Annotated in this window: 16 protein-coding genes; 11 read left to right on the top strand and 5 right to left on the bottom strand. The window is 59.1% G+C overall.

Features of this window, described 5'->3' with window-relative positions; genetic code table 11:
• The 6 genes from phnE (FW756_RS08055) to FW756_RS08030 all read left to right on the top strand — a co-directional run bounded on the left by phnE (FW756_RS08055) (position 1) and on the right by FW756_RS08030 (position 4,389).
• Entirely contained in the window at positions 1-813 is an 813-nt protein-coding gene (phnE, locus tag FW756_RS08055; protein WP_446429629.1) for a phosphonate ABC transporter, permease protein PhnE, read from the top strand.
• Entirely contained in the window at positions 810-1,631 is an 822-nt protein-coding gene (gene phnE / locus FW756_RS08050) for a phosphonate ABC transporter, permease protein PhnE (RefSeq protein ID WP_446429628.1), read from the top strand. The genes phnE (FW756_RS08055) and phnE (FW756_RS08050) overlap by 4 nt, the downstream gene beginning before the upstream one ends.
• On the top strand, positions 1,628-2,521 hold the full coding sequence (locus FW756_RS08045) for a MurR/RpiR family transcriptional regulator (protein WP_446429627.1): 894 nt from the start codon (positions 1,628-1,630) through the stop codon (positions 2,519-2,521). The genes phnE (FW756_RS08050) and FW756_RS08045 overlap by 4 nt, the downstream gene beginning before the upstream one ends.
• Positions 2,522-2,581: 60 nt before the next feature.
• Positions 2,582-3,010 carry an ester cyclase gene (locus tag FW756_RS08040; RefSeq protein WP_446429626.1) on the top strand — a complete coding sequence of 143 codons (429 nt, stop codon included), beginning with the start codon at positions 2,582-2,584 and terminating at the stop codon, positions 3,008-3,010.
• Positions 3,011-3,058: 48 nt separating this feature from the next.
• Positions 3,059-3,805, top strand: a complete 747-nt coding sequence (locus FW756_RS08035) for an alpha/beta fold hydrolase (RefSeq protein ID WP_446429625.1) — start codon at positions 3,059-3,061, stop codon at positions 3,803-3,805.
• 224 nt (positions 3,806-4,029) lie between these two features.
• Positions 4,030-4,389 (top strand): hypothetical protein, encoded by a 360-nt coding sequence (locus tag FW756_RS08030; protein WP_446429624.1) that lies wholly within the window; start codon positions 4,030-4,032, stop codon positions 4,387-4,389.
• A 1,009-nt stretch (positions 4,390-5,398) separates the two neighbouring features.
• Here the strand turns inward: FW756_RS08030 and FW756_RS08025 are convergent.
• Complete coding sequence (locus FW756_RS08025; RefSeq protein WP_446429623.1) at positions 5,399-5,692, bottom strand: hypothetical protein; 294 nt, start codon at positions 5,690-5,692, stop codon at positions 5,399-5,401.
• Between the two features lie 89 nt (positions 5,693-5,781).
• On the opposite strand from FW756_RS08025, the gene FW756_RS08020 reads away from it, so the two are divergent.
• The 5 genes from FW756_RS08020 to FW756_RS08000 all read left to right on the top strand — a co-directional run bounded on the left by FW756_RS08020 (position 5,782) and on the right by FW756_RS08000 (position 8,734).
• On the top strand, positions 5,782-6,081 hold the full coding sequence (locus FW756_RS08020) for a glycine zipper domain-containing protein (RefSeq protein WP_446429622.1): 300 nt from the start codon (positions 5,782-5,784) through the stop codon (positions 6,079-6,081).
• A 471-nt stretch (positions 6,082-6,552) separates the two neighbouring features.
• Positions 6,553-6,843 carry a hypothetical protein gene (locus tag FW756_RS08015; protein ID WP_446429621.1) on the top strand — a complete coding sequence of 97 codons (291 nt, stop codon included), beginning with the start codon at positions 6,553-6,555 and terminating at the stop codon, positions 6,841-6,843.
• A 456-nt stretch (positions 6,844-7,299) separates the two neighbouring features.
• Positions 7,300-7,725, top strand: a complete 426-nt coding sequence (locus FW756_RS08010; protein ID WP_446429620.1) for a hypothetical protein — start codon at positions 7,300-7,302, stop codon at positions 7,723-7,725.
• A gap of 263 nt (positions 7,726-7,988) precedes the next feature.
• Positions 7,989-8,201, top strand: a complete 213-nt coding sequence (locus FW756_RS08005; RefSeq protein WP_446429619.1) for a hypothetical protein — start codon at positions 7,989-7,991, stop codon at positions 8,199-8,201.
• Positions 8,198-8,734: a hypothetical protein gene (locus FW756_RS08000; RefSeq protein WP_446429618.1), complete on the top strand. Its 537-nt coding sequence runs from the start codon at positions 8,198-8,200 to the stop codon at positions 8,732-8,734. Before FW756_RS08005 ends, FW756_RS08000 begins: the two co-directional genes overlap by 4 nt.
• 217 nt (positions 8,735-8,951) lie before the next feature.
• On the opposite strand, the gene FW756_RS07995 is transcribed toward FW756_RS08000, so the two are convergent.
• The 4 genes from FW756_RS07995 to FW756_RS07980 form a co-directional block, all read right to left on the bottom strand.
• Positions 8,952-9,581: a hypothetical protein gene (locus tag FW756_RS07995; protein WP_446429617.1), complete on the bottom strand. Its 630-nt coding sequence runs from the start codon at positions 9,579-9,581 to the stop codon at positions 8,952-8,954.
• Between the two features lie 50 nt (positions 9,582-9,631).
• Complete coding sequence (locus tag FW756_RS07990; RefSeq protein WP_446429616.1) at positions 9,632-10,000, bottom strand: DUF2200 domain-containing protein; 369 nt, start codon at positions 9,998-10,000, stop codon at positions 9,632-9,634.
• 290 nt (positions 10,001-10,290) lie between these two features.
• On the bottom strand, positions 10,291-11,787 hold the full coding sequence (gene putP / locus FW756_RS07985) for a sodium/proline symporter PutP (RefSeq protein WP_446429615.1): 1,497 nt from the start codon (positions 11,785-11,787) through the stop codon (positions 10,291-10,293).
• 58 nt (positions 11,788-11,845) lie between these two features.
• A complete protein-coding gene (locus FW756_RS07980) occupies positions 11,846-15,403 on the bottom strand; it encodes a proline dehydrogenase family protein (RefSeq protein WP_446429614.1) in 3,558 nt (1,185 codons plus the stop codon).
• Positions 15,404-15,518 lie beyond the last annotated feature (115 nt).

Here is a 15,518-nt window from a genome sequence, read left to right as displayed (position 1 = left end):
TTGGCGACGAATTCGAATTCAGCTTTTGTCCTTCCGGCAAAGCCGCGACGGGCGCTGCGACTGACGCTCATCATCAGCGCGGTCGCAGCGTTCACGATCGCCACCTGTATCCCGGCGATTGGCGGCATCGAGATCGATCTCGGGGCAATTGCACGAAATTGGCGAAACGGGGCTGAAAAGGTAGCTCAGCTCATGCAGCCCAATTTCGCGTTTTTGCCGCGCACGTGGGCTCCCATGCTTGAGACGCTGCAGATGGCGCTGGTGGGCGCGGTGATCGCCGCGTTCATCTCAGTACCGGTGACGCTGTGGGCGGCGGCCCCTACGAACCCCAACACCGTGATGCGCGGCGCCGTTCGCACCGTCATTAATGTCATTCGCGCAGTGCCAGACCTTGTCTACGCAACCGTGCTCGTCGCCATGCTCGGCGTCGGCGCGCTCCCGGGCGTCGTCACGCTCGTGCTCTTCAACCTGGGCGTCGTGGTCAAGTTGGTTTCTGAGGCGATTGACTCTGGCGATCACCGTTATATGGAGGCTGGTCGCGCTGCCGGTGGCACCCAGTTCCAGATCAATCGCGCAACCGCTCTGCCACAGGTCTGGCCACTCTTCACGAACCAGTGGCTGTATGCCCTCGAACTGAACGTTCGGATCTCGGCGATCCTCGGCATCGTCGGTGCAGGCGGCATTGGCCGACTGCTTGACGAGCGCCGTGGTTTCTACGCGTACTCTGACGTCTCAGTCATCATTCTCGAGATCCTCGTTGTGGTCATCGCAATTGAGCTTCTTTCAAACCTGTTGCGCAGGAGGCTCGTATGACTGCATCACGCCTGGCGCCGACCGCTGCGATGCTCCCACCACGCCCTTCGCGCCTCGCCGCCACACTGTGGTCACTCGGTGCAGCAGTCATTGTGCTCGTGGCCGCAAGCGGTCTGCAGATCACCTGGGCTGATCTTCCCTCGCTTCCCGGGCGGATCGCCAACTACCTCTGGCTCATGTTTGAGTCCCCCAATTGGGAAAAACTGCCGCGCGCGCTCTTTGAGACCTGGCGTTCCATCTCGATGGCTTGGCTCGGGGCGATGCTCTGCGTCATCATCTCAGTTCCGCTCGGAATGCTCGCAGCAAATTCGGTCGGACCGTGGTGGTTACGAACGGCACTCCGAGGTGTATTCGCAGTCATCCGCGCGGTGCCGGAAGTCATTATCGCGCTGGTGTTGCTTACTGTGACCGGGCTGACTCCACTCACCGGTGCCCTCGCGCTTGGCATCGCGGGCATCGGCACCCAAGGCAAATGGGTGTACGAGGCCGTTGAATCCGTGCGCGATGGTGCCCCTGAGGCAGTACGTTCGGCGGGCGGCACCACCGCCGAGGTCACCCGCTGGGCACTTTGGCCTGCGGTCGCGCCAGCGCTCATGTCATTTGCGCTCTACCGGTTCGAGATCAACATTCGAACCTCTGCGGTACTTGGCCTCGTTGGCGCGGGCGGTATCGGCAGCATGCTCTCGAATTACACAAATTATCGACAGTGGGACACCGTTGGCATGCTCCTCATCGTCGTCATTGTCGCCACGATGCTGATGGACACCGTCTCCGGTGCGATCAGGCGTCGGCTCATGCAAGGAGGTCGTACATCATGACGTGGACAGGATCCTCAGACGCTCGACCCAGCGCACGCATCGCCACATTGGGTCCAGGATTACAGAAGACTGAACGCAAGGTTGTCGAAGCAATCGCTGCGGATCGCGAACGCGTCGTCGAGTTCACAGCCCAAGACCTCGCCACGTGGGCCGGCGTCGGGCGAACCACGGTCATTCGCGCCGCACAATCGTTGGGCTATGAGGGCTACCCACAGCTCCGAGTGGCACTCGTGCAAGAACTCGCGCTCGAATCTGCGACCACCAGCTCAGCAGATACCGTCGTCAACGAGATTGATGTCGAGGCAACTGCACTGAGCGCGTTGCGTTCACGAATTCACCAGGTTGCCGCCCGTCTTGACGACACGCTCGCCGCCCTCACCCCACAGGCAGTCGACGGTTTTCTCGCGGCACTTGAGCATTCACAGCGCCTCCTCGTCGTCGCCAATGGTCTCTCTGGGCCGCTCGGCCTCGCTCTGGTGATGCGCCTGAACGCTGCTGGCCGTTCGGTCGAACACTTCGCAGATCCCTTTGCCCAACAGATCGCAGCGCGCCAGCTCGGCCCCGGCTCAACGTGCATCGTTTTCTCTGGATCCGGAGCAAGCCGACCAACGCTAGATGCAATGGCTGCCGCACAAGAAGGGGGTGCACAGGTGATTGCGATTACCTCCTTTGCGCGATCCGCAATTGTTGCCCGAGCCGACGTGGCACTCGTCGTGCCACCAATCAACGACAGCTTCCATGACGAGCTCATTCACACCTCGCGGGCGGCGCTCATGCTCCTCACCGAAGAGCTCGTCGACCTGTACGTTTCGCGAAGCGGTGCACAAGGTCGCGCAGCCCGCGATGCGGCCCTCACGGTGCTTGCCAAGGCGATGACTGACGAGGTCTAGCGACCTCCGACGCACATGAGCGAGTACGTGAAGACCTCCCACACACCGTACGCTTGAGTCATGACGCGAAGCACCGCAGAAACCATCCACGGCTTCCTCGCCGAGATCCGCAGTGGCGAAGCCCCTGAGCGCGCAGACATCTACCTCGCTCCCGAGGTGCTCGCGCACCAGGTCGTCGCCGGCATGCAGGAGACGCTCGAACGTACTCCGAGCAACTACACCGAGCACGTGCACGAGATGATCGAGATGTTCGGGCACTTTGAACTGACGATTGACGAGCTTCTTGTTAATGGCGATAAGGCCTATGTACGGTGGATCCAGCACGGCCACCACATCGGCGTGATCGACGGTTTCGAACCCACTGGTCACCCGCTTGAAACCATCGGAAGCGCGGTGTACCGCGTCGTCGACGGGTTTATCGTTGAGTACTGGATTCAGCAGGAGTCGGTCGGCCTACGCGCACAGCTTGAGGCGCTCGCAGGCGCCTAGCCTGCTGAGTTCAGCCATAAGCGGCCGTACCGCGGCTATTGTGGAGCCATGACGGGGCAAGATCGCACGTACCGCGCAGGCGAAATCGAGATCGCATTCACCGAGACGCCGGGCCCGGCTGGCCCAACGTTTGTGCTCATTCACGGCATCGGAATGGGGCGAGTGACCTTTACCGAGGTGGCCTCTGACCTCGCTGTTCAAGGTCGGGTGCTCGCCCTCGACCTGCCTGGATTCGGTGACTCACCAGAGCCCGGGTCAACCACGTCGCTGGAAGAAACTGCGCGTGTGGTCACTGAGTTCATCCGTACTGAGGCACCCGGTCGCGTGCACCTTGTGGGGCACTCGATGGGCACGCAGATCGTCGCAGAGATTGCGCTACATCACCCAGAACTCGTTGCGAGCCTCACACTCATCGCCCCAACGGTGAACAAGTACGAGCGCACCGCGACCAAGCAAGCGATGCGAATGGTGCAGGACCTCACTGGCGAAGACCCCAAAGTCATCTTCACCGGCATGTGGGAATACCTGCACACGAGCCCGCGATGGTTTGCAAGCAAGCTGAAATTTATGCTGCATCACCATCTCGAACGTCTATGCCCGAACATCCAGGTGCCGACGCTCGTGATCCGCGGCGAAATCGATCGCGTGTGCCCCAGACGGTGGGTGAGCGAGGTCGCAGAGGCTATCCCGGGCGCGCGCATGGAAGAGATTCCAGGCCGCGGCCATGAAGCGATCATCAAGAGTGCCCAGCCTGTCGCTGAGATGGTTCGCGAGTTCACCGCGCCGCTTCGCTGAACCGGCTGGCGGCAAACGATGCGAAAACACGGCACGCGCGGATCACCCCTACATGACCGTCACTTGGAACAACATCTCGATACCGCGGCCAGAACTGTCACCTTCCTGTACCAGACCCGAGGAACAGGTCGACAAACCTATAAGTTTGATTGCAAAGGCAAGACCCTAAAGGTTGCCATCATTATCAGCGACAACGGTTTTATCGTAAGGGCGAACCTTAATTCATGAACGACTTCAAGGTCCTACTCAAGGTCAAGCACACGAACGAGCCACCGGTAGCGAATGTCCACTACGAGTGGACACAATATGCCCTCTGGGTGTCGGGGAGATACGGTTTCGAGAACCTAGACGGGCACGAGATCGGTCTCAGCCCTGAGCTTGTGCATGACCTGCTCGAATGGGGAGATAACGCAGATGCCGTGTTCAATGCTGACGATCCGACCAACAGCATTGTGCCCGACAATTTCTTCGAGGACGGGTTGAATCTCGCTAAACGCGTTCGCGCTGAGCTCCCGGCGGAGTGGGTGGTGACGACAGATGATCCGATCACGCGAACCGAGGTTGTGCTTCCCTTTCTAGAGTGAAGCTGCCTGCGCTTTCTGGGCGTTCGATGATTCGCTACCCACGAGTCGAGCAGCATTGCTTTCGACGCCGTTGTCGACTGGCCGGACGAGACTTGGTGAAGGAACAGGTGACAGTCCTAGCTACGCGTTCGGAGTGTTTCCCGAGTGACGATCACATATGCAGCAATTTAACTAGTGGGTAACAAAATAGATCTGTCGGGATATACCTGAGCGGACTAAATTCGGTGCCTTGAAAGCTGCAGCCAGGCAGACGCACGGGAGCTCAGTGGTGATTGTGCGCAAACCTAAATTTCCTTTGCCACCGATCTGCCAATAGTGCGGAGTTCAAGCTATGCATTCACATGAACATTGATGAAACTGAAGACGGCAAGGTTAAAGCGGCCCCCCACACGTGATCAAGGCAAAAGGAGCCTCCCTAAAAGAAAATGGAATGCCGTTCCTGTAAGAAGGACTTTAAGGGCGAGATGCGCTGCCCGATATGCGGCGAGCAGCTGCAGAAGAAGATCAAGGCGGCGCCTACTGCTCTGCGAACACTAAACGCAATCGATGGCGAATCACAAGAGCAGGCGCTCCCCAGCTACTGATTTGCGACTCCGACGCATCGGCGCGTTCGGAGATTGAGTTCGAGACAACGAGCTCTGTCGACCCACTATCTCTGATCGACGCAACTAAACGAGACGCGAGGGAGACTGTCACAGCTGCATTCTCAGCGTCAACTCGTCACCGTTCCTCTTCGTCGACTGGGGTAGGGAAGACCTCTGCCAACCCGGCGAAGTTGCGAACCTTCTCCTCGGTCTCACGCGCAGGAAACAATACCCTGGCTCAAGAGCTCACCCGATTGCAGGGAGCCTGAAGTAGCTTCACCGTTTCCTGATCCTGGGCCAGAATCGGTTCGGCCACCTTCTTGGAAGGTTTCGCAAGCTATCTGTTAGAGAATCAAGCCGATGCCGCTTGGCTCGAGCATTTCGCCGAAGCATTCCAGAGGGCAGGCGGAAGCACCCTCTCCGATTCAGATCTGGCGCTGTCGTGGCTGGCGAAGCTCGATCCAGTCGCTGCTGAGCAAGCCATCGGCACGCTGACCTCCCAAGAGAAGGAAGATCTCAGCCTCCTGGATTGGATCAAGGAGACCTTTGTCGGTCTTGTTAATCCATCTGATGACCCACTCCGCCTCACAGTCTGGGCGATGGATCATCTTGGCACGCAGGGAGAGACGACCGCGGAGTGGTTCAAGAACTTCAAGTTCGGCAGGCTCAATGAACGGTTCACCCCGCTCGCCCCAACTCGTGTAGGTCGCGGCAGCCAAGCGATCAAGCCGGGAAACTGGACGGCGAAGCCTTCTGCATCAGGCAGCCGAGCACAGTGGAATAGCGCTCAGCGCTGGTTGCCGGAGGCTTGGACCAGTGGTCAATGGACGAAGGCGCTGGGTACGCCACCGACGAGCGGATCGGCCGGGCAGCTACCCGCGCTGTCTCGGCTGGTGCAGGGGCCTGGGCTGGGGCAGCTGCTGGGGTTAAAGCAGGAGCCATCGTAGGTAGTTTCTTCGGCCCGGCCGGTACCGTTGTCGGTGGACTCATCGGGGCTGGAGTAGGCAATTGGGTAGCAGACAAGGTTGTCGACCTCGGTGGCAAGGTCGGTGATACCATCGGGGATGGCCTTTCCGAGCTTGGTGACGCGTTGACTTTCTGGGACTGAAATATGACCTACTTTGTTTTCGGTGCCGTTGGGATAGCCCTGATCGGGGCATCGGTGTAGTCGTGGCTGGGCCGGACTCACGCCTCGAGGTGGTGGACTCGGAGCAGCAGCGGTGAACTTGCCGTACTTGTCTGCCTTCCGGCACTCGGCTTCACTGTTCTCTCGGCAGCGCTCGACCATTTCGGCGCCCCCTTCTGGCTTACCGGAACCCTCCTCTTCATCGGTGCCGGAGTCTGCTTCATCTGGGGTCTGCTGATCTCCATAGCGAGTCTCGCGTGGTGGCCGGCACGACGCGGGTGGGGACCTCGCTGGTACACGCGGCGTTCGAAAAGGCGGGTCCGTGATGAGGAGAGTGGAGAAGACGTCCTGCGTCGCGCCGAGGCTCGACGCCCAGCGTGGGCGGGATCCGCGCTTGCTTACTGGGAAGGCGCACAACTCCTCAACTCAGAAAGCCCTTCACGCGACGAAGTAATGAAGGGCCACTTGTGGGTCTCTGAGGGCGGTCTATGGTTTGACCCGCTGCGCTCCGTAGAACACACCGCCAACCCGGCTTCGGTGGAATGGGGCGAGATCATTCAGGTTCACTCGGTGCCCGGCAATAGGAACATCGGCTCCATCAAAATGTCCGGTATCTCCCGCAGGAGCTTCGGACCGCGGCTCCTCGTCACTGCTTCGTCGGGCAAGCAGTTGTTCGAGATCAAGCAGCGAGCAGCTGCAGCTGCAGCGCGTCTGATCCAAGAAGAGATGAAAGCGCGAACATGAGAGCACGGCACCCACTGGGGTTCACGGTTGACTTCCCAGGCAACTGGAGAATCTTTCGATTTCCAAGCGACGAAGCGGCCTTGGTAACTTTGGCTCCGCCAGATGCTTCCGGCTTCTCGCGCAGTATTACAGGAGTCTGCTGATCCACGCGCAGACTAAGAACTTAGTCTGGAAGGGAAACAGCCCCATTTTCAGTGATGAATTCAAGCAGTTCTACTACCAAGATGACAGGATCAAGGGGAAGTTTATTAACACCCGCGAGGAAGCCAGTGTGCTGTTGGACAACCACAACCGGATCACGCGTGACAGCACCGATAATCAGGAGGTCCTCCGAGACCTTGAAATGCTGGTGAAGTGATGCGTGGATTCAAATTTGTGACAATCACCGCTCTCACGGGATTGTTACTAGTAGTCACTGGATGTGGAGATGGCGCTGAGGTAGAAAAGGAGCCCGAAGTGGAAACAACACTGACCTGGCAAGATGCGAAATCTAAAACGCTTGCACGCGCAGTGGAAATTGCGGCTCTTGTGCCCGCGGGCGAGGTCGCCTCCGTCAGCGAAAGCGAAAAGGGCACGCTGATGTCCTGCGGTGAGACCCAGTACAACTGGAACGGCTGGGTACGCGTCGAGTTGACCGACGGATCCAATGTTGCCTCTGCGATTGAGGCGCTTGTCCCCAAGCTCGAGAGCCACTTCGTTGACACTGGCTTCGCTGTCACAAGGGGCAAAACGATTCTCGATACCTTACGCATAAAAGTGGGGCAGCCCGGTTCGGCAGAGCTCTACCTGATCGACGAGTTCGATCCGCACACGATCAACATCGCTGCGGGCTCAGACTGTTTTGCTCTGCCTGAAGACGTGTACCCTGGCGGTGATTTCTGACAAGTTCAGATTCGATACAGGCCGCGCAAACACAAAAGCGCCAGGGAACAGCCTTTCACTGAGATGACCGCAAGACGAAAGCCTCCAGATGGCCCGCAATGGCCCTCGGCGCGCTCACTGTCTCGGCCTATCTCTCACCGTTCCTCGTAACCGTCGACGCCGAAAGCTCCGGCCGGCTCACGTCTCTCACCTTGGTGATGAACTGATATCTGCTCAGCCCAGCACTGTTGATCGCTGCAATCGTCTGCTCTGTGATCAGCTCTATGCTCTATGTGCGTGGCCCTGAACGGAGCGCCCGACAAAAGCACGCCATCGTGTGGAGTCGGGTGGCCTGGTTCGTTCTCCTGACTGTGAAGGGAAAGAACGTCAACACGGGTGAGGAATTCGATGTGCTGATGGACAATCACAACCGCATCACTTGGAACAGAAAGGACAAACAAATGGCGCTGGAAGACTTGAAGGAGCTCGTCCGATGACTTTTCTCAGCAGACATGCAGGCTTGATTGCGCTCGCCACTGTCCTTGCACTCACAGGTTGCACGGCACCAGGTAGCAACGTCTCAGGTCCCCAGGGAACGACCGATCAGCAGAAGGTGAACAGTGACTTGACCTGGGAGGAAGCAAAGACTGCTACCCAGGAGATGGAACTCGAAATTGTAGACCTCATCCCCGCGGAGCTGGTTATCAATGTCGACCAGCACACAAAGGGCGTGCTACTTTCCTGCGACAATACGAGTCACAGCTGGACCGGCGCCACTACGGTCACCCTCACCCCAGGAACCGACATCGAGTCGATTGTGAAGGATATCGAAGCTCACTACCGAGAAGCGGGTACCGAGATTTCCGTAGACAGGGATGTGGACGGGAACTACCGCATCCAGCTCCTTCCCCCTGTTCCGGGTGAGAACTACATCATCGCGAAGGACGTCGAGGACGACCATCTGCGCATCGCGTCAGGCTCCGAATGCTTCACGCTACCCGAAGGCGTGTACCCCGGCGGTGAATTCTGACGAGATCAGACTCGTTGTAAACCGCACCACACGCAGCACCGCCTCATCAGGAGGCTCTCCGGACCTTGAAATACTGGTGAAGCGATAGGTGGATTCAAATCTCTGGCAATCGCCGATCTCGCGGGGTTGCTGCTAGGAACCACCGAATGTGGAAATGGGATCTGAGGCAGACGAGAAGCCCGACGGGGTCTATTGCGGGAACAGGCGATAGCCCTAGCTACGCGTTCGGGGTGTCTTCCTGAGTGATGGTTACGTGAGCAGCAGTGACCCGGGTAAACAGCGCATCTGCTGCCTCACTCGAGGCGTACCGCTGCTCAAAGAGCGCGACAAGCTCAGGAGATTGCAACCGGGCAAACGAGCGGTCATCAAGATCTTCATCAGCCGCGTCTGCCGAATGCAGCCACACCATGAGTTCGCGCCCAGCAGCGTTGCGTAGCTCACCAGCCTGCCGCAGGGCTTCGAGTGCACGCATGATCCGGTCTTCGTATTCGACCCGCAACTCGTCATACGCTTCTTCTGCGAGTTCTTCGCCGGTCCCGTCGATCTCGGCTTGTGTTCCAGAGAGTTCCCAGATCGCCGCGGTCACTCGCCCGGGCGCAGCATCAGATTCGTCATTCGCCGAAAGCGGCCACTCAGAGGGAGACCAGGCATACTCAGAACGCTCCGCGGTCGTGCCAGGGAGCGCAGCAATCCAGTGGCTCCCAGCACCAGAGATGAAGAAGCCCGTGAGGTCTTCCACCATGCCGCACGCGAGCATGACGAGAGATGCATCTGCCTCACGCAGCTCGGCAACTCCAGCTCGAAGTGTTGTTGCGATCGCATCGTCAAGTCGCGAAAAGTCATGCATACCGTCAGCGTACCGGTGTCACCACCGGTGAGCCGCGCATCGCCAGGTGTTTAGCTCGCCTGCGGGCTGCGCAGAATCTTCTCCATCGCTTTGCCCTTCGCAAGTTCATCAATGAGCTTGTCGAGGTATCGAATTTCTCGCATGAGTGGATCTTCGATCTCTTCGATCCGCACCCCGCAAATGACGCCCTTGATCGCTGAGCGAGCTTCGTTCAGCTTGGGGGCCGCGTCAAAGAACTGTTCGAGGTTCGTGTCATTCCCTGGGGTAATGAGGACTTCCAATTCGGCTGCTGAATAGCCAGTCAGCCAGCAGATGATTTCATCGACCTCTGCTGCGGTGCGTCCCTTGCGCTCTGCTTTTGCCGTGTAGTTCGGGTAGAGATCCGAGAACGCGAGCTTGTAGATGCGATGTCCAGCCATAGCCAGATTGTACGCGGGCTTGGTGAACACGCAATGGGCAGAAACAGTGAAGCCCGGGCCGTGGTAGCCCGGGCTTCACAGTATGGTCTGGCTAGCGGTTGTCGGCGACGATCCGCCCGCGTCTGCACGGCGTCAACCCCGTTAACGGCTACGACCCCGACCCCGCGAAAACAGGGGTTTCTCCCGAAACGTGGCCTTGTTTGCGCATGAAAGGCCCGTTTTCGAGAGAAACACCCCGTTTCGCGGGGTCGGGCAAGCCAGGAGCGAGGCCGGAGCCTCGCGCGATCCCCCTAGCGCTCGCGCGAGGCAACCATGAGGGCACCGGTGTCGGTGAACTCCCTATCGATTTCAGCGTTGTGCTTGTAGGTCAGCTTGCTGACGATCACCGCGACGATGGTCGCGAGCACGAACGCTGGCAACAGTTCGTACAGGCCGGTGTTCATCTGCTTCCATACGAATACCACCAGGGCACCCGTGATCATGCCTGCGATTGCACCCTTGTTTGTGAGCTTGCGCCACAGCAGGCTCAGCAAGACGATCGGGCCAAACGCAGCACCAAATCCAGCCCAGGCAAATGACACGAGGCCGAGAATATTGTCATTCGGGCTGATCGCAAGCAGGGCGGCGATGACCGCAACGAGCAACACTCCACCACGGCCGAGCACCACGAGGGTTTTTTCGCTCGGTGCTGGTTTTCGCGCAAGGCGGTAGATGTCTTCAACGAGCGCCGACGAGCACACAATCAACTGGCTGGAGAGCGTACTCATGATTGCAGCCAGCACCGCGGCAAGCACGAGTCCTGCAACGAGTGGATGCAAGAGCGTTTGTGACATCAACAGCACAACTGTTTCAGGGTTGCCAATTTCGCCTCCGGTCTTCGCAAAGTACGCAATAGCAACGAGTCCTGAGACCACCGCGCCAGCGAGCGACATGAACTGCCAGCTTGTTCCGATCCGTCGTGCGCTTGCAGCTTCAGCCGGGCTACGCAGCGCCATGAATCGCACAATGATGTGTGGCTGGCCAAAGTAGCCAAGACCCCAGGCAAGGCCCGAGATGATGATGAGCGTGGTTGCGGTGGTGCTGAGATCGGCCCCACCGAAGATCGCCAGATTGCTCGCGCCGACTGACTCGACGATGGTGGCGGTCTCGCTGAGACCACCAATGTTGATGATCGCAATGACCGGCACCACGATGAGTGCGACGACCATCATGAGTCCCTGCACAACGTCAGTGAGGGAGGCTCCGAGGAACCCTCCGAAGAGCGTGTAGGCAAGCGTCACAATGGTGACGAGCATCATGCCGATGATGTAGTCGCCGCCGAATGCGCTCTCGAAGAAAACTCCGCCCGCGACCATGCCACTTGAAGCGTAGATCGTGAAGAAGACCAGAATGATGACGCTCGAGACGATGCGGAGCACGTGGGTCTTGTCGCGCAGCCGGTTCTCGAAGAAGCTCGGGATGGTGATCGAGTTTCGTGAGACCTCGCTATATGCCCGAAGCCGTGGCGCCACGATTCGCCAGTTCAGGTAGGAGCCGATGAGCAGGCCAACCGCGATCCACCCTTCAATGAGACCTGTCGCGTAGATCGCACCAGGAAGACCCATGATGAGCCAGCCAGACATGTCAGATGCGCCTGCGCTGAGTGCAGCAACCCACGGCGGCAGTCCGCGACCAGCAAGCATGTAGCCCTCGTGGGAGCTGGTCTTTCGGAACGCGAGAAAGCCGATAAGCAACATCAGCGAGAAGTACAAGCCAAGGGCGATGTACAGGTATATCTGGTCGGACATCATTGTCACCTTTCTGGGGTTTGTCGTGCGGCCGACGGTGGCCGGCCGCACGACCGTGTTAGATCACGTTTTCTGAGAACTTGTAGGGCGTTCCAAATCGGTGCGCTGTGATCGACACAGCCTGTTCACGAAGGAACGGCAGCATCTCCACGCGCCCAGCAGAAACAGGTCGGTGACCATACACCGCGATATCTGGCTTTCCGCCTGACGTCTCGTAGATTTCGGCAAGCGCTGCATCGCGAGATGAGCCTGCAACAAGCCTGATTCGGCCACCTGCGGCCGGACCTTCGACTGCTGCAAGTTCGGTGATGCGCCTGCGCCAGGACGCAGCATCCTCAACAACGACCGTGAGGTGAGCGGCCTGAAGCGCCGCGCGCACAGAGGAAGGCAGCTCCTGCTCAACGCTGACAACCGGCTTGGCCTGTGCTGCGAGCGCCGCACCGAGCACACGCAGCGCATCGGCAGTTGATGCGTCAGCAGCTACACGCACCAGCACACGATCGTGTGGCAAGTACCGCAGCACGTTGCGTTCGGCCCGCAACCCCGACTCATCGTGGGTTGCGCCAAACTCTGCCGTCCACGCAGCCGCATCAGAGCTGTATGCCGACCGCAGCCATGCCTGCGCTTCTCCGCTCACTTCTGTCGCGGACTCGGCAGCCCGGTAAAGCTGCGACACGTTCGGCGACATTGGAAGTGTTTCACCAAGCACCGGTGCGTCTTCCCAAGAGCCAAGACCATAGAGATAGTTCGGCCCGCCAGCCTTCGTTCCCGCGCCAATTGCCGACTTCTTCCAACCGCCGAACGACTGCCGGCGTACGATCGCTCCAGTAATTCCGCGATTCACATACAGGTTGCCCGCCTCTACTCGACCAAGCCAGGTGCGCAGTTCATCAGCGTCGAGTGAGTGCAAGCCACTCGTCAGGCCATAATCGGTTCCGTTTACCAGTTCGATCGCTTCGTCCAGCGTCTGTGCTGTCATGATGCCAAGAATCGGGCCGAAGTACTCGGTCAGGTGAAACTCGCTACCCGGCTGAACACCATCACGCACGCCAGGGCTCCATAGTCGGTTCTTCCCGACTTTGTCGCGCGCCAGTGAACTTGTGGTGTCAACAGGCTTCGGCTCAATGAGCCATCGCTCTCCTGCACCGAGCGTCGTCAGACCACGAAGGAGTTTGCCCGCCGGTGCCGCAATCACTGGGCCCATCTGCGTGCTGAGATCGTCTGGGGTACCAACGTGTAACGACGCGATGTCGTCGAGCAGTTGGCCCCGGAAGCGCTTCGACGTCGCGACCGAGCCGACGAGCACGACGAGCGATGCTGCCGAGCACTTTTGCCCGGCGTGGCCAAACGCCGATTGTGCGACGTCACGTGCCGCCAGATCAAGATCGGCGTTAGGCGTCACAATGATCGCGTTCTTCCCGCTTGTCTCAGCGAGCACCTGCATGTCGCGACGGAATCCTCGGAATTTGACCGCCGTCTCGTATGCGCCTGTGAGGATGACCCGGTCCACTCGTTCATCTGCGACCAGCACGCTCCCGAGTTCGCGTTCGTCGAACTGCACGAATTGCAACACGTCTTGAGGCACGCCTGCTTCCCACAAGGCCTCAGCCATGACCGCACCAGATCTCGCTGCGGTTGCAGCGGGCTTCAGAATGACCGCGGATCCTGCGGCAAGCGCGGCAAAGGTTCCACCCGCTGAGATCGCCACCGGGAAGTTCCAGGGCGGAATCACCGCAGTCACTGAGCTCGGGACGTACTTCGCACCGTTCACCTGCTCAAGCTGCTGCCCCAGCATTGCGTAGTAATTCGCAAAATCGATGGCTTCTGAGACTTCTGGGTCGCCCTGGTCCAGCGTCTTGCCGCACTCGGCACCCATCACCTCAAGCAGATCGCCACGACGTCGTTCAAGGCATTCTCCCGCGCGGATCAGGATTCGTGCGCGCTCGTCTGCGCCAAGCGCCTGCCAGCTCACGGCAGCCTGCGTGCCGGTCGCGATGACCCGCTCGATGTCTGCAACGTTCGCAAGTGTTGACGCGTCAACACGTTCGATGCCAAGTGTGGAGGTCGCCATACGGCCTGCAATACCCCTGCCCCACTCACGGTTGCCTGGCAGATCCGCGTCAGAGTCAGGAACATTTTCAAACTGGCCCAAGCGCCCCGCTTGCACCCGAGCCTCAACGCGAGCTTCCAGCGAAGCCTCGTCAAAAACTCGACGATCCTGCGTACGGTTCGGAGCGGGCACTCGGTAGTTCTTGTCATTCCCATCAGCCGTGATCGCTTCGAGTGCATCCAGCGAAGCTCGGAAGCGCGCTTTCTCTCGCTCAAACAGCGCTTTGTTGTGGTCGAGCTCAAACACTGCCGACATGAAGTTCTCTGAACTCGAACCCTCTTCGAGACGGCGGATCAAATACGCGATGGCAACATCAAACTCTTGCGGATGCACCACCGGCGTGTACAGCAGCAGCGACCCGACTTCGCGGCGCACGGCTTCCGCTTGACCGGTAGCCATCCCGAGCAACATCTCGAATTCAATGCCAGCCTCGGCACCGCGGGCCTTCGCAAGCAGCCATGCGAGCGCGACGTCGAAGAGGTTATGGCCGGCAACGCCAACGCGCACATGACGTACACGTTCGGGAGTGAGCGCATAGTCCAGCACGGCCTTGTAACTCGTGTCTGATGCTTGCTTGGTGTTCCACGTAGCGGTGGGCCAACCGTGAATCTCAGCCTCAACCTGCTCCATCGGCAGGTTCGCGCCTTTCACGACACGGACCTTGATCGGAGCACCCCCGCGAGCCACGCGAGCAGCTGACCAATCTTGCAAACGCATCATCGCAGCGAGCGCATCTGGCAGGTATGCCTGCAGCACGATCCCGGCTTCAAGGTGCAGGAACTCAGGTCGATCAAGCAAGCGGGTGAAGACCGCGATCGTGAGGTCGAGGTCCTTGTACTCCTCCATGTCGAGATTGATGAACTTGTGCGGGGTTGCCGCGGCGGCTCGCTCAAACAGGGGACGCAGTTGCTGTTCGATCTGCTCAACTGCCTCGTCAAACGCCCAGTGGTTATGCGGCGCAACCGTCGATGAGACCTTGATCGAGACGTAGTCCACGTCGTCTCGTGCAAGGAGGGTGTGAGTTCCTGCGAGACGCCTTGCTGCTTCCCGTTCACCAAGAATCGCTTCCCCAAGCAGGTTGATATTCAACCTGACGCCCTCACGCTGAATCTTTGCGATTGCCGGGCCAAGTTTCGCTTCGCTCGCATCAATGATGAGGTGGCTCACCATGCGACGCAGGACGTTGCGCGCAATTGGCACGACGATTCGTGGCATCGGCTTCGCAAGGGTGCCACCGAGCGAGATCGCACCTCGCAACGGGGCCGGGAGAAACTGGGGCGTCAAAGGTGTCAGCTCGTTCAGTTTCTTCGCCGCAGCATGGAGGTCTTCTGGCCGCACGACACCGTCAACGAACCCAACAGTAAATTCCAGACCGTTTGGATCACGGAGTACCCCCGCTAACCGCTCCGCGGAGGGGTCAGCGGGGAATGATGCTGCTTCCCTGATCCACCGCTCAACAAGCGCAATTGCGGAGTCGGCGAGGTCCTGGGGACGGATGCTGTTCATTCAAGGCCTTTCTTGAACACTGCGTGGCTGCTCTGCCACGGGGATTGATATAGCCAGTGTGGGCAGTCAGGGAGCATGAAGTACAGCGACAGAATCTTTAGAATAAAATGAAGAA

The organism is Leucobacter sp. 1207-22 (assembly GCF_052850455.1).
This window is presented reverse-complemented; position numbering and strand designations above follow the sequence as displayed.

What these genes read in the sequence shown, in the direction of transcription:
- phnE (WP_446429628.1), top strand. Translation starts at nt 810, where the DNA reads ATGACTGCATCACGCCTGGCGCCGACCGCTGCGATGCTCCCACCACGC.
- FW756_RS08045 (WP_446429627.1), top strand. Translation starts at nt 1,628, where the DNA reads ATGACGTGGACAGGATCCTCAGACGCTCGACCCAGCGCACGCATCGCC.
- FW756_RS08040 (WP_446429626.1), top strand. Translation starts at nt 2,582, where the DNA reads ATGACGCGAAGCACCGCAGAAACCATCCACGGCTTCCTCGCCGAGATC.
- FW756_RS08035 (WP_446429625.1), top strand. Translation starts at nt 3,059, where the DNA reads ATGACGGGGCAAGATCGCACGTACCGCGCAGGCGAAATCGAGATCGCA.
- FW756_RS08030 (WP_446429624.1), top strand. Translation starts at nt 4,030, where the DNA reads ATGAACGACTTCAAGGTCCTACTCAAGGTCAAGCACACGAACGAGCCA.
- FW756_RS08015 (WP_446429621.1), top strand. Translation starts at nt 6,553, where the DNA reads ATGAAGGGCCACTTGTGGGTCTCTGAGGGCGGTCTATGGTTTGACCCG.
- FW756_RS08005 (WP_446429619.1), top strand. Translation starts at nt 7,989, where the DNA reads ATGCTCTATGTGCGTGGCCCTGAACGGAGCGCCCGACAAAAGCACGCC.
- FW756_RS08000 (WP_446429618.1), top strand. Translation starts at nt 8,198, where the DNA reads ATGACTTTTCTCAGCAGACATGCAGGCTTGATTGCGCTCGCCACTGTC.
- FW756_RS07995 (WP_446429617.1), bottom strand. Translation starts at nt 9,581, where the DNA reads ATGCATGACTTTTCGCGACTTGACGATGCGATCGCAACAACACTTCGA.
- FW756_RS07990 (WP_446429616.1), bottom strand. Translation starts at nt 10,000, where the DNA reads ATGGCTGGACATCGCATCTACAAGCTCGCGTTCTCGGATCTCTACCCG.
- putP (WP_446429615.1), bottom strand. Translation starts at nt 11,787, where the DNA reads ATGTCCGACCAGATATACCTGTACATCGCCCTTGGCTTGTACTTCTCG.
- FW756_RS07980 (WP_446429614.1), bottom strand. Translation starts at nt 15,403, where the DNA reads ATGAACAGCATCCGTCCCCAGGACCTCGCCGACTCCGCAATTGCGCTT.